The organism is Lutibacter sp. (assembly GCF_021647475.1).
Taxonomy (GTDB): domain Bacteria; phylum Bacteroidota; class Bacteroidia; order Flavobacteriales; family Flavobacteriaceae; genus Lutibacter.
This window is the reverse complement of record NZ_JAKIUR010000014.1, coordinates 40,387-54,592: the sequence shown is the minus strand read 5'-3', so window position 1 is coordinate 54,592 and position 14,206 is coordinate 40,387. Positions and strand designations below refer to the sequence as shown.

Sequence of the window (14,206 nt, the reverse complement as noted above, 5' to 3'; positions counted from 1 at the left end):
TGATTTGTGTGCTAAATCTGCGATACAAAACAATCCTGAAATGAAAATATATTATAAGCGTAGAGTCGAACAAGGCAAAAATAAAATGAGTACAATTAATATAATCAGATGTAAATTATTAGCTAGAATTTTTGCAACTATAAAACGACAAACACCTTATGTAGATATACTAAAATATGCTGCCTGAAAATATTTGAAATATATTTGGTGGAGTCATAGAATACGCAATGACGTAGCTTGCTGATTTTCAATCTGGTATTTATTTTCATTTTACAAACATAGGATGACGAAATAAAAAAAACTCCTTAATAAAAAATTATTAAGGAGTTTTTTAGTTTTATAAGAAGATAGATTCCTGCCTTCGCAGAAATGACACTAAATTATATTATTTGTAAACTTCTTTTACAAATTCTTCGTAGGTAACTTCTTTTTCTTCAAATGGAACATTAGCTTTATAAAAATCTAATAATTTTTGTCCCATTAATTGGTCTTGTAAACGTTTTACTTCATCTTCATTTGTTAACACTCGTTGTACAATTTCATCCAATTGTTTTTCTTCAGGATTTAATTGTCCGTATTGTGCCATTTGAGCCACTACAAAACCTTTAGTGTATTCTTTTAACTCATCTAAAGTAATTTGTAAGTTATTGTCCTTAAATATTTTATCTTGAATTAATTGAAAACGCAATCCTTTTTCAGATCGTTCATATTCTTCCGCAGCTTGTTCTGGAGTTAATGGTTTTTCACCAGAAACTACAATCCATTTTTTCAAAAATTCAGCTGGTAAATCAAATTTAGTATTTGCCACTAAATAATCATTAACATCATTAATAATTTGTTGATCTGCTTGCCCTTGAAATTGTTTTTCAATTTCTTCTTTAATTTTAGCTCTTAACTCTTCTTCAGTTTTAACTACATCTTTACCAAAAACTTTATCAAATAACTCTTGATTCATTTCTGCGAATTCAGTAACATTAATTTCTTCAATGGTAAAAGTTAATGTAATATCTAAATCATGAATATCATCATGAGACAATCCTAAAGCACCCATTAATTGATGATCATCAGTAAATAAACCTTTGGTTTTTAAGGCTACAACATCACCCACTTTTTTGCCAATAAATTTCTTTTGGTTCGTTTTTCCTTTAATGGTAGCTAATTCAATAGTTGATTTTTTATTGATTTCTTTTTCTTCATTTACAAAAGTACCTGTAAGTGAAACGCCTTCTTCAACTTCAGATTTAGAAACTAATTTTCCGAATTGTTTTCTGATTTTTTCAACTTCTTCATCAATTATTTTTTTATCAGCAACAATTTTATATTGTTTTATTTTATTTTTAGCTTTTAAATCAAGTTCAATTTTTGGAGCTAAACCTAATTCAAATTCAAAAGCATAATCTGCGGTTTCCCAATTAAAATCGTCTTGCATTTTTGGTAAAGGATTCCCTAAAATGTCAATTTTTTCTTCGGTTAAAAATTTATTCAATGAATCTTGCAATAATTTATTTACTTCATCAATCATTACAGATTTACCGTATTGTTTTTTTACCATTCCCATTGGTACTTGTCCTTTTCTAAAACCCGGTATGTCTGCTTTTTTACGGTAATCTTTTAAAATTTCGCTCACTTTATCTTGATAATCTGCAGCTGCAATTTCAACTTTTACCACTGCATTTAACTCATCAATATTTTCTTTTGTAATATTCATTGTATTCTAAATTTATCTTATATCATTAAAAAATCGGGTGCAAAATTACTACTTTTTATGCACTTGTCAAAGTATTTAATTCATTCAAATTCAATCCTTTCGTTTATTTTCTTTCAACAATGAAAATAAAATGGATTGAAAAAGTGATAATAGCAAACTAAACAACAAAGCAGTCCAAAAACCAGCTACTGCAAATCCGCTAACAAAATAACTTGCTAGCAAAATAATACAAGCATTTATTACCAATAAAAACAAACCAAAAGTTACAATGGTTGCTGGTAAAGTGAAAAATATAAGTATTGGTTTGACGGTAACACGCAAAATACCCAAAACTATAGCGACTAAAATGGCGTTGGTGAAATTTTGTATTTGTACGCCTGGTAATAAATTGGCAATTAAAACCACTGCAACTGCGGTTAGTAATATTTTAAATATTGTTTTCATAAGTGTTGTTTTTTTTTATTACTAATTATACATAATTAAATTTTAAATTATAGCAAAAGCACTAATTTATACAAAGTTATTTATTTCCGTAATTTTTGCATCTTTAATAATTTCATCAGGATAATTGTACAGTTCCAAAATTTTAATTGCATTTCTAGTCTTTAATTTTCCTGATTTTAATTTATGATCAAAATGCATTTCTCCGCCTTCTATCTTTTCATTAAAATGATACAACTCATAATTGTCATTTTCTAATAATTCTGTCAATTCAATATCGTGTGTTGACACTAAAACGATATGATTTTTCTTGTTTAAAAAAGATAAAATTCCTTTTCCTGCTGATATTCGTTCTATGGTATTTGTTCCTTTAAAAATTTCGTCTAAAACAAACAAACTAGGATTTTCGTCTTTTGAAGCTTCAATAAGTTCTTTAATTATTAACACTTCTTTTAAATAATAGCTTGTGTCTTCCATTAAATCATCTGAAATTCTAATGGATGAAAATACTTTAAAAAATGGAGCTGAATATTCCTTTGCAAAACAAGTATTTATAGTTTGTGCTAAAATACTATTAATGGCAATAGTTCTAATAAAAGTAGTTTTACCAGACATATTTGAACCTGTTAGCAATAAACTTTTATTCTCTAAATTTAAATTGTTTTCAATACAATTTTCAATTAATGGATGAACTATTTCTGTAGTATAAATTTGTTTTTCGGTTATAAATTTTGGTGTACACATTTTTAAACCGCTCGATTTTAACGATGCTACAGAAATAGCTGCATCTATTTCTCCAATAAATTGATATAACTTATCAATACTCTCCTTTTCTTTTGTAATGGAATCTACAAAACTGTAAAAGATAATATATTCTAAGTTAAACTGAATTTTTATAAGCTCAGTTATTGACCAAATTAACACTGCAAATTCATTGCTTAGCTGCTGCTCAAAACCAATAAATTTTGTTTTAGTTTTAATGGAATTTACTTTTTTTATAAAAGATAAATCGCTAAAATTCGCTTTAATTTCTTTAAATAACGATAAGTTTTTGGCAACATTTAAAGCTTTACCAAGTTGGTTAACCGCACTAACATAATAGGTTATATTTTCTTTGTTTTTATAATGAAAAACGGTGTTTATTAAAAAAAGAGGAATTAAAAAAAGTAAAAATATTGGACTAAAAAAGGAAAGAATGATACATAAAACAGCACTAATAGAAGATGCATAAATAAATTTTAAATACTTAGGCTTTTCAATAGGTTTATCATTTATTAATTTTTCTAAATCATAAGAACTTTCTGAATTTAAAGTAGTTAAAACTAGCTGACTTTTAATTCTTAACGCTTCATTATTTTTAAACAGTTTACTTAAGGCGTCAAACTTATATAATTTTTCAAGACTACCAATCGTTCTTATTTTGCAATAAAGATATTGTTGTCCAATTTTAGAAGAAGTTCTATCCAAAAACTTGAATAAGGCATCAAGATCTAAATCAATATTAGTTCTATCAGAAATAAAATGATAAGCCTTATTTTTATGAATATTATTTTTAAAATATTGCTTTATTTTATAAAAATTGTAATATTCATTTTGCTTAGGTTTTCCCCAATTATCTAGAAGATTTTCTTTTAATTTTTTAAACCGCTTTTTATCGTAGTAATTGTTAATTAAATAAAGTAAAACTAAAATGAAAACTATTCCAAAAAACCAATTCATAAGTATTTATTTATGAATTTTCCTAACTATAATTATGCCAAGTAGTTAATTGTTTAAAAACCTGACAACTTCGTTATAAAACTGCGTAGGATTCTCTGCATGCAGCCAATGACCTGCATTTTTGACAGTTATAATTTGTGCATTTTCAAAATGAGCTTTTATTAAAGGCTCGTCATTTTCAGTAATGTAATCAGATTTTTCTCCTTTCAAAAACAAGGTTTCTCCTGTAAATTCAGTAAAAGATGGCAACGCTTCCCCAACTTCTGGATAATTTTCTGTTAAACTACTCAAATTAAATCGATATGCTAATTCTTCTTTATTTTTCCAATACACATTTTTCAATAAAAATTGTAAAATACCTTCATCTTTAATGTAAATTCGTAACACTTCTCCTACTTTTTTACGTGTATTTTGTATTTGGAAATTAACGGCATTTAAAGCTTCTAATATTTGTTGATGATGTGGTTTATAAGCTCTCGGACTTATATCGGCTATTATTAATTTATGTACTAAATTAGGATATGTTATAGCAAATAACATCGCTACTTTTCCTCCCATAGAATGCCCTAACAAATTAACATTATGCAACTTATGATTTTTAATATACGAATGTAAATCTTCAACCAATAATTCTAAATCAAACTCATCGGTTTTAAAACTACGTCCATGATTGCGTTGGTCAATTAAATGAACTTGATAATTTTCAGCAAATTTTACACCTAAGGTTTTCCAGTTATCACTCATTCCTAAAAATCCATGTAAAATAAGCAATGGTTGCCCTTTTCCTAATATTGTTGAGTGTAAGGTTTCCATAAAATAGTTTTGGGTTTTAGTTTTTGGATTTGTGTATTCTTTTTTACTCTTCACTCTTCACTCACAACTAATCATGAGATTGCTTCTTCCGTTCCTCCATCGCAATGACGTTTCTTTTTACACTTCTTAATTCTCACTTTCAACTTTTCAACTTTTTACTTTCAACTTATACTTATACATATTAATTACATTCTCTAAACCTAAATACAGTGATTCTGTGATTAAAGCATGTCCAATAGAAACTTCTTTTAAATGAGGAATTGAAGTTGCAAAAAATTGAATATTCTCCAAATTTAAATCGTGACCAGCATTTATTCCTAATCCCAATTCCGTAGCCAAATTTGCACTTTTTATATAAGGCTCTACTACTTTTTTATTCCCCAAACTATATTGTGATGCAAAATTTTCGGTATATAATTCAATTCTATCAGCTCCTGTGGTTGCAGCAGCTTCCATTAGTTTTAAATTAGTATCAATAAAAATGGAAGTTCTTATTCCGTTTTGTTTAAATTCTGCAATCACTTCTTTTAAAAAAGATTGATTTGTAATGGTATCCCAACCTGCATTTGAAGTAATGGCATCTACCGCATCAGGCACTAAAGTAACCTGAGTTGGTTTTACTTTTAAAACTAAATCTATAAATTTCGGAATCGGATTTCCTTCAATATTAAATTCCGTAGTAATAATTTCTTTTAAATCAAAAGCATCTTGATATCTAATATGACGTTCATCTGGACGTGGATGAATGGTAATTCCCTCTGCACCAAACTCTTGTATATCACTCGCCACTTTAACAACATTAGGATAATTTGCTCCTCTTGCATTTCGTAAAGTGGCTATTTTGTTTACATTTACACTTAATTTTGTCATACTTTTAACCTTTATTTTGAAATGATGATGCAAATTTACAACTAACTATATAAATTTGGTTTTATTTTTGATTAATTTGTACTATAATTAGAAACGTAATGAAAGCTACTCCTAACATATTAACAGAATTTAAAGCATTTACTTTACAAACTAAAATTGCTGAAGTAAAATCGTTTTTCAAAGAAAATACATATTCTCATTTTCCAATTGTAAATAATGAAAAGTTAGTTGGATTAATTTCTGAAACAGATATTCAAGGAATTTATGAAGATGAAAATACATTAACAGAATACAAAGATTTGTTTAAATTCTTTTTTATTGAAGAACACACTAATTTTTTAGAAATTTTAAATGCCTTTGCAATTAATGAAACCAATTTGGCCCCAGTAATTACTAAGGAACAAATTTATATTGGCTATTATGATTTGATCGATATTTTACATATTTATAACAATTCTCCTTTTTTAAGTAATGAAGGCACCATAATTATTTTAGAAAAAGAAATTAGAGATTATTCATTCAGTGAAATTTGCCAAATTGTAGAATCTAATAATGGAAAAGTTTTAGGAATTTTCATTTCCAAAACAACACCTTCAACCGTTACAATCACACTAAAATTTAATGCTTCAGAAGTAAATGAAATCATACAATCATTTAGACGATTTGATTATCATGTTTTATCAAAACATAAGGAAGATTTTTTATTAGAAGAATTGAAAGAAAGAACAGATTACTTACAAAAATATTTAAATATTTAAATATGAAAGTCGCCATTTACGGACAGTTTTTTAAAACCAATGATATTATTTATATCAAAGAACTTTTCAATGTTCTTACCAAAAATAATATTAAATTTTTAGTAGAACAAAGCTATTTTAACACTATTCAAAAAAACATTGATACTAAAAATATAGCTACTTTTTCAACCTATAATGATTTAAAAAACTCTTTCGATTTTATGATAACCATGGGAGGCGATGGAACCATTTTACGTGCGGTAACTTTAGTTAGGGATTCCAATATCCCAATTATTGGCATAAATACGGGTAGATTAGGTTTTTTAGCAACCGTTCAAAAAGAAGAAATTGAAAATGCAATTACTGCCATTTTAAAAAATGATTTTGAAGTAAAAGAACGAACCTTGTTGAGTGTTTCAACCTCTTCTAATAAAAAAGACATGCTTCCTCTTAATTTTGCTTTAAATGAGGTTTCCGTTAGCCGAAAAAACACGGCATCTATGATTACCATTGAAACCTATTTAGATAATGAATATTTAAACTCTTATTGGGCAGACGGATTAATTATTGCAACGCCCACAGGATCAACAGGTTATTCGTTAAGTTGTGGCGGTCCAATAATTACTCCACGAGCAAAAAGTTTTGCTTTAACACCCATAGCACCACATAATTTAAACGCACGCCCGTTAGTAATTCCTGATGAAACTAATATAAAATTCACAGTAAAAGGTCGTGAAAATGAATTTCTCCTTTCGCTTGATTCTAGGGTTACCACCATTAATAGTAAAACTGAAATATTTGTAGAAAAAGCATCCTTTAATTTAAAAATGATTCAAATTAATAAGCAAACTTTTATTAAAACCTTACGAGAAAAACTGCTTTGGGGAAAAGATCTTAGAAATTAAACCTCTTAAAAAGTATCCTATTAATTTTACAATAATTTCATATCTAAATAGTTATTCAAAAAAGAAGTATTGAAACTTCAAAAAGCAAATAGAAATTATTATATTTGCACGCTATTTTATATATGAAAAAAATAATTTTACTTATTGCATTTAGTTGGTTAACAAGCACTTTAACCGCTCAAATTAATGAAATTGGCATTATGGTTGGCGGTAGCAATTATATTGGTGATATTGGCTCTGAATACTATATAAACCCTAATAATTTTATGGGTAGCTTAATTTATAAATGGAATAAAAACCCTAGAATAGCTTTTAGAGGTACGTTTACATACGCTGTGCTATCTGCCAATGATGCAAAAGCCACTAACCCTGAACGACTTAATAGAGGTTTACGTTTTACAAACACTATAAAAGAATTAGCCTTAGGATTAGAATTTAATTTTTTTGAATATAATTTAGACGATTATAAATACACACAAACTCCGTATATATTATTAGAAATAGCGGCTTATAATTACAATATTGTTACTAATGAAGTTGCTCCAAACCAATATAAATACGGTAATAAAACTTCCTTTGCAATCCCCTTTGGGATTGGTTATAAAACAAAATTATTTCAAGATTTTGCCATAGCAGTTGAAATTAGAGCTAGATATACGTTTAATGACAATTTAGATTACAATAATCCAGACATAAATAATTTAAACTTTGGAAATCCTAATAGTAATGATTGGTATATGCTAACAGGCATATCCTTAGTTTACACATTTGGAAGACCAGCATGTTACGCACCCGCTTATTAATGGAAAACCTTAAAAAAACTATATTACAAAATACAATACCAAACCATGTGGCTATTATTATGGATGGCAATGGAAGATGGGCAAAACAGCAAGGTAAACCAAGAACCTTTGGGCATAAAAAAGGAGTAGATTCGGTTAGAGCAATTATTGAGGCTAGTGTTGAAATTGGAGTAAATTATTTAACACTTTACGCTTTTTCTACAGAAAATTGGAATCGCCCAAAATTAGAAGTGAGAACCTTAATGTCATTACTAGTTTCTTCCTTAAGAAAAGAATTAAAAACCTTTGTGGATAATGATATTAAATTACTAACTATTGGCGATTTAAGTCATTTACCAAAAAAAGTGCAAAAAGAGCTTACAGAAGTCATTGAAAAAACTAAAAATAATAAAACGCTAACCTTAACTTTAGCCTTAAATTATGGAGCAAGAGATGAAATTGTTAATGTTATCAAAAAAATTTCAAAAAAAGTTGTTAATAATCAACTTTCCATAGAAGAAATTAACGAAAAAATTATTAATAATCATTTATATACGTTTTCTTTGCCCGATGTTGATTTTTTGATTCGTACCAGTGGTGAAAAACGAATTAGCAATTTTTTACTTTGGCAAGTAGCTTATGCCGAGTTTTATTTTACCACTGTATTATGGCCAGATTTTAAAGAGGAAAACTATTACAAGTCTATTTTAGAATATCAAAAAAGAGAACGTCGTTTTGGAAAAACAAGTGAACAAATTGAAAAGAACATCAATGAATAAATTTACTAGTACCTTACTATTTTTAATAGTAATAACTTTTGCAAATGCAGGATTTTCTCAAGAACCCGCAAAAAAAAGTAAAACAGAAACACTTCAAGTTAAATCAGATACTATCGTTAATGATTCGATAGCTCCCATTAAAACTTTACCAACCAAATTTATAAAAGACCACAAATATGAACTTGGTGGAATTTCTGTAAAAGGGCTTCATAAATTTGAAGAACAAACCGTTAGAGTTTATACTGGATTAACTGTTGGTCAAAAAATTAAATTACCTGGCGATAAATTAACAAGTGCTATTAAAAAATTGTATGACACCAAACAGTTTAGTGACATTGAAGTTTATATAGCAAAAATTGATGGAAATACCGCTTATTTAGAATTTGACGTGGATGAATTACCGCAACTTAACAAAGTAACTATACAAGGAGTTAAAAAAAATAAAGCCAAAGATTTACAAAAAGATGCTGAGCTTAAAAAAGGAGCAATGGTTACGGATAACCTTATTGTAACTACTAAAAATTACTTTAAAAAGAAATATCAAGAAAAAGGATTTTTAAAAACTAAAGTCCTTTTAACTACCAAAAAAGATACAGCTATTACAAACAGTGTAGATATGCTTATCCGTATTGATAAAGGTGACAAAGTTAAAATTAAAAACATCACTTTTACAGGAAACAAAGCTTTTAGTAAGAAAAAATTGCGTAAAGCAATGAAAAAAACCAAACAAGCCTTATTAGGTAGATTTTGGAAAAAATCAAAATTTATTGATGCCGATTTTAAAACTGATTTAGAAAATATTGTTACTACTTATAGCGAAAAAGGATATAGAGATGCTAGAATAATAGATCATACTTTATCTTGGAATCCTGATAATACTCTTAATTTAAATATTAAAATTGAAGAAGGTAAAAAATATGTTTTTGGTAATATTAGTTTTTTAGGAAATAGTAAATACACCGATGACCAATTACAACGAATTCTTAGAATTGAAAAAGGCGACACCTATAATGGTAAAGTACTAAAAGATAGAGTTACGGGTAATGGAAAACCTGATTCTGAAGATATTTCAACTTTATATCAAGATAATGGTTATTTATTTTCAAGAGTTATACCTGTTGAAACTGGAGTAAATAAGGACTCTATTAATGTTGAAATTAGAATTCACGAAGATGAGCCAACAAAAATAAAAAGAGTTACCGTTCAAGGGAACGACAAAACGAACGATCATGTAATTTATAGAGAAATTAGAAGTAATCCTGGCTACTTGTATAGTAAAAGTGCAGTTATTAGAACCATTCGTGAAATTGGACAACTTGGCTTTTTTGATGCAGAAGCAATTACACCAGACATTAAACCAAATTACCAAGATAAAACAGTAGATATTGGTTATACTGTAGCCGAAAAAGGTTCTAGTCAAATTGAGCTGCAAGGTGGTTATGGTGGTGGTTCTTTTATTGGAACTTTAGGATTATCTTTCAATAACTTTTCTATTAGAAATATTCTTAAAAAAGAAGCATATACACCATTACCAATGGGTGACGGACAAAAATTATCGCTTCGTTTACAAAAAAGTAGGTATTATACTACCTCTAGTTTTTCATTTACGGAACCTTGGTTAGGGGGTAAAAAACCACAATCATTGTCTGTTTCTATCTATAATTCCAAACAATTTAGATACGATTATACAACTAATCGAGTAGATAAAAACCAACGTTTAAATATTATTGGTGTAACTGTTGGGTTGGGCAAACGATTACAATGGCCAGATAATTATTTTACCTTATCACAAAGTATTAGTTACCAATTGTATGATTTAAAAGATTATCCTATTTCTACTTTCTCATTCTCTACAGGAACTTCTAATAACTTAGCATATAGCATCACTTTTGGAAGAAACTCATCAGGACCAAATCCAGTATTTCCTAAAACGGGTTCAGATATAAGTATTAGTGCTAAAGTAACTTTCCCTTATTCTTTAGTGAATAAAAAAGACTATACCAATTTACCTGATTTAGAAAAATACAAATGGCTTGAATATTATAAAACCAGTTTTAAAGCCAAATGGTACACTGCATTAACCAAAGATTTAGTAGTAATGACCAATACTGAATTTGGTATTTTAGGTAATTATAATAAAAAACTAGGCGATTCTCCTTTTGAACGTTATTTTGTTGGTGGTGATGGAATGGCAACTTTTCAATTAGACGGTAGAGAAACTATTGGATTAAGAGGTTATGAAAATGGAAGACTTTCTCAAATTGATGGAGGAACTATTTATAATAAATTTCAAATGGAACTTCGTTATCCAATTACCTTAAAACCTTCCGCATCAATTTATGTTTTAGGATTTTTAGAAGCAGGAAATTCATATAATGGATTTAAAAACTTCAATCCTTTTGAACTTAAACGATCTGCTGGTTTTGGAATTAGAATATTTATGCCAGCCTTTGGTATGCTGGGAATTGATTTTGCAAACGGATTTGATCCTTTACCGGGTCAAACACAAAAATCTGGTTGGCAAACACACTTTATTATAGGACAACAATTTTAATATAATTGAGTTATATTTGTAAATGATTTTTTAAATTGGCACGATTTTTTCTTAATACTAATAAAATATGATAAAGAAAGTTCTTTTAATTCTAGTTCTAACTTTTAGCTTAAATTCATTTGCACAAAAGCCTCAAAGAATAGGTTTTATTGATATGGAATATGTTCTAGAAAACATTCCCGAATATACAACAGCTCAAGCTAAAATAAATGCAAAAGCAATTACTTGGCAAAATAAAATTGAAAAACAACAAAAAGAAATTGACGATTTAAAAGCCGACCTTAATAATGAAAAAGAATTGTTAACTAAAGAATTGATTGCAGACAAAGAAGAAGATATTGAAATTAAAGAGTTAGATTTAAAAAAATTACAAGCCGCTTATTTTGGTACAAAAGGAGATTTGTATTTTTTACGTCAACAGTTGGTTAAGCCAATTCAAGATTTGGTATATAATGCCATACAAGATATTGCAACCAAAAGGCGTTACGATTTAATTTTTGATAACTCTAGTAACCTAATTATGCTATATACCAATAAAAAATATAACATAAGCGATTTAGTTATTAAAAGCATAACTCGAGCAAAAAAAGTAATTGAAGCTAATAATAGACAAGCTAAAAAAGGAAAAAAAGCAGTAAGTAAAACTTCTGTAGTAAGTGAAGAAGCTAAACAAAAATTAGATACTAGAGCACAAAAAAAAGCAGCTCTACAGAAAAAAATAAAAGAAAAAAAAGCTGCTCAGCTTAAAATGAGAAACATAAAAAAAAGAGAAGCATTAAAAAAGTCTATAGAAGCTAAAAGACAAGCAAGAATAAAAAAAATAGAAGACACTAAAAAAGCAAAAGAACAAAAAAAAGAAGATAATTAATTTAAACAATCACTAAAAATGAGAAAATTTAAAAACTTAGTATTAATTGCAATAATTACCTTAGGGTTTTCTGCAGCAAATGCACAACAAAAAATAGGACACATAAGCACCGACAAATTATTGAGCCTTATGCCTGAAACAAAAGTAATGAATGCTGAATTAGAAAAATTAAGCAAAACTTACGAAACAGAACTTAAAGCTGAACAAGCTAAGTTACAAGCTAAGTTAAAAAAATATGACGCAGAAGCTAAAACACAAACTGATGATGTAAATAAACAAAGAGGTGTTGAAGTACAACAAGATCAACAAAAATTGTATCAATCATCACAAGTTGCTAGAGATGATTTATCTAAACAAAGAAATGAAAAACTAAAACCAATTTTAGATAAAGCAAAAAAAGCAATTGATGAAGTAGCAAAAGAACAAGGATATACTTATGTTTTAGAAGCTTCTACTTTAATTGTTGCTAACGGACCTGATTTATTACCTGCAGTAAAAGCAAAATTAGGAATTAAATAAAAAAATAAATTTCAATAAGTAAAAATCCTGCAATTGCAGGATTTTTTTTTACTTTTATTTATTGATTTTAAAGCATCTCTAATTTGAACGAAAAACAACCTATAGGATTATTTGACTCTGGTATTGGCGGTACCTCTATTTGGAAAGAAGTACATCACCTTTTACCAAACGAAAGTACTATTTACCTATCAGATAGTAAAAATGCTCCTTATGGTGAAAAATCAGTAGAAGAAATTTTACAATTAAGTATAAAAAATACCGAACTATTACTTTCAAAAGGTTGTAAACTAATTATTGTAGCTTGTAATACAGCAACTACCAATGCCATTGATTACTTACGAAAAAATTATTCTGTTCCGTTTATAGGCATTGAACCTGCTATAAAACCTGCAGCATTGTATAGCAAAACTGGAGCTGTTGGTGTGTTGGCAACCAAAGGAACTTTAAGTAGTAAATTATTTGAAAAAACGGCTGCTGAATTTGCTAAAAATACAATTACCATAGAACAAGATGGGGAAGGATTAGTTCCATTAATAGAGGCTGGAAAACTTAATTCAAATGAAACAAATAAGTTATTAATTAAATATTTAACGCCAATGTTACCACATAATTTAGATTATTTGGTTTTAGGTTGTACACATTATCCTTATTTAATTCCTCAAATTCAAAAAATTGTGGGTAAAAATGTTACCATTATTGATTCAGGTAAAGCAGTTGCTAAACAAACTAAAGCAATATTGGAAAAATATAATTTACTGTCTGATTCTTCTATAAATATTAATTTTCAATTTTACACTAATGGTTCTTTAGCAATTTTAAAAACTATTTTAAGTGATGTAAAGGATGAAATGGCAACTAAAAATTTAGATTTTTAATTGTGATTTTGCGTTAGGGATAGAACTATTTGTTTGAGCTCTTTTTTAGTTTTTTTTAACTAAAAAAAGCGAGTAGTGATAGCCCGACCCAAAGGGTAACGCCCAAATACTATTTATACCAACTGGCATATTTTATATAATTATCGGCAATTCTGTAAATTTCACCTGAAACTAATTCCTGACTAATATCCTTTACTTTTTTAGCTGGTACACCTGCATAAATACTTCCAGATTTTACGTGAGTTCCTTTGATTACTACAGCTCCAGCAGCAATTATGGTATTGCTTTCTACTATGCAATCATCCATAATTATAGCTCCCATTCCTACTAAAACATCATCATAAATAGTACAACCATGTACCATTGCATTGTGCCCAATAGACACATTATTTCCAATATTTGTAGGTGATTTTTTATAAGTTGCATGAATCACCGCACCATCTTGCACATTTACTTTATTCCCAATTTTTATATAGTGAACATCGCCTCTAATTACTGCATTGTACCAAATACTGCATTGGTTTCCCATAGTAACTTGACCAATAATTACAGCGTTTTCTGCAATAAAACAATCCGTTCCAAAAACAGGTTTTACTCCGTTTAATTCTTTAATAATCATGTTAATATTTTTTAATT

The 14,206-nt window shown here is 28.2% G+C and carries 14 protein-coding genes and 1 pseudogene; 9 read left to right on the top strand and 6 right to left on the bottom strand.

Features of this window, described 5'->3' with window-relative positions; translation table 11 throughout:
• Window positions 1-187: pseudogene (locus L3J60_RS05230) on the top strand (IS110 family transposase); the annotation flags it as partial.
• Window positions 188-385: 198 nt separating this feature from the next.
• Here the strand turns inward: L3J60_RS05230 and tig are convergent.
• The 5 genes from tig to L3J60_RS05205 all read right to left on the bottom strand — a co-directional run bounded on the left by tig (window position 386) and on the right by L3J60_RS05205 (window position 5,551).
• A complete protein-coding gene (tig, locus tag L3J60_RS05225; RefSeq protein WP_291974438.1) occupies window positions 386-1,708 on the bottom strand; it encodes a trigger factor in 1,323 nt (440 codons plus the stop codon).
• A gap of 90 nt (window positions 1,709-1,798) precedes the next feature.
• Window positions 1,799-2,152, bottom strand: coding sequence for a phage holin family protein (locus tag L3J60_RS05220; protein ID WP_291974437.1), 354 nt, complete (start codon window positions 2,150-2,152; stop codon window positions 1,799-1,801).
• Between the two features lie 66 nt (window positions 2,153-2,218).
• Window positions 2,219-3,868, bottom strand: coding sequence for a DNA mismatch repair protein MutS (locus tag L3J60_RS05215; protein WP_291974436.1), 1,650 nt, complete (start codon window positions 3,866-3,868; stop codon window positions 2,219-2,221).
• A gap of 45 nt (window positions 3,869-3,913) precedes the next feature.
• Window positions 3,914-4,681, bottom strand: coding sequence for an alpha/beta fold hydrolase (locus tag L3J60_RS05210; protein ID WP_291974435.1), 768 nt, complete (start codon window positions 4,679-4,681; stop codon window positions 3,914-3,916).
• 147 nt (window positions 4,682-4,828) lie between these two features.
• The gene (locus L3J60_RS05205) at window positions 4,829-5,551 is read right to left on the bottom strand and encodes a pyridoxine 5'-phosphate synthase (RefSeq protein ID WP_291974434.1); all 723 of its coding nucleotides are present in this window, start codon (window positions 5,549-5,551) and stop codon (window positions 4,829-4,831) included.
• Window positions 5,552-5,649: 98 nt separating this feature from the next.
• Between L3J60_RS05205 and L3J60_RS05200 the strand changes: the two genes are divergently transcribed.
• The 8 genes from L3J60_RS05200 to murI all read left to right on the top strand — a co-directional run bounded on the left by L3J60_RS05200 (window position 5,650) and on the right by murI (window position 13,570).
• Window positions 5,650-6,309 carry a CBS domain-containing protein gene (locus tag L3J60_RS05200; RefSeq protein ID WP_291974433.1) on the top strand — a complete coding sequence of 220 codons (660 nt, stop codon included), beginning with the start codon at window positions 5,650-5,652 and terminating at the stop codon, window positions 6,307-6,309.
• A gap of 2 nt (window positions 6,310-6,311) precedes the next feature.
• On the top strand, window positions 6,312-7,193 hold the full coding sequence (locus L3J60_RS05195) for an NAD kinase (protein ID WP_291974432.1): 882 nt from the start codon (window positions 6,312-6,314) through the stop codon (window positions 7,191-7,193).
• 122 nt (window positions 7,194-7,315) lie between these two features.
• Window positions 7,316-7,996 carry a DUF6089 family protein gene (locus tag L3J60_RS05190; RefSeq protein ID WP_291974431.1) on the top strand — a complete coding sequence of 227 codons (681 nt, stop codon included), beginning with the start codon at window positions 7,316-7,318 and terminating at the stop codon, window positions 7,994-7,996.
• A complete protein-coding gene (locus L3J60_RS05185; RefSeq protein ID WP_291974430.1) occupies window positions 7,996-8,754 on the top strand; it encodes an isoprenyl transferase in 759 nt (252 codons plus the stop codon). The genes L3J60_RS05190 and L3J60_RS05185 overlap by 1 nt, the downstream gene beginning before the upstream one ends.
• Complete coding sequence (gene bamA / locus L3J60_RS05180; RefSeq protein ID WP_291974429.1) at window positions 8,747-11,308, top strand: outer membrane protein assembly factor BamA; 2,562 nt, start codon at window positions 8,747-8,749, stop codon at window positions 11,306-11,308. Before L3J60_RS05185 ends, bamA begins: the two co-directional genes overlap by 8 nt.
• 67 nt (window positions 11,309-11,375) lie before the next feature.
• A complete protein-coding gene (locus L3J60_RS05175; RefSeq protein ID WP_291974428.1) occupies window positions 11,376-12,176 on the top strand; it encodes an OmpH family outer membrane protein in 801 nt (266 codons plus the stop codon).
• Between the two features lie 18 nt (window positions 12,177-12,194).
• Window positions 12,195-12,695 (top strand): OmpH family outer membrane protein, encoded by a 501-nt coding sequence (locus L3J60_RS05170; RefSeq protein ID WP_291974427.1) that lies wholly within the window; start codon window positions 12,195-12,197, stop codon window positions 12,693-12,695.
• An 83-nt stretch (window positions 12,696-12,778) separates the two neighbouring features.
• Complete coding sequence (murI, locus tag L3J60_RS05165; protein ID WP_291974426.1) at window positions 12,779-13,570, top strand: glutamate racemase; 792 nt, start codon at window positions 12,779-12,781, stop codon at window positions 13,568-13,570.
• Window positions 13,571-13,679: 109 nt separating this feature from the next.
• Here the strand turns inward: murI and L3J60_RS05160 are convergent, their stop codons facing one another.
• Entirely contained in the window at window positions 13,680-14,189 is a 510-nt protein-coding gene (locus tag L3J60_RS05160; RefSeq protein WP_291974425.1) for a gamma carbonic anhydrase family protein, read from the bottom strand.
• Window positions 14,190-14,206: the final 17 nt, after the last annotated feature.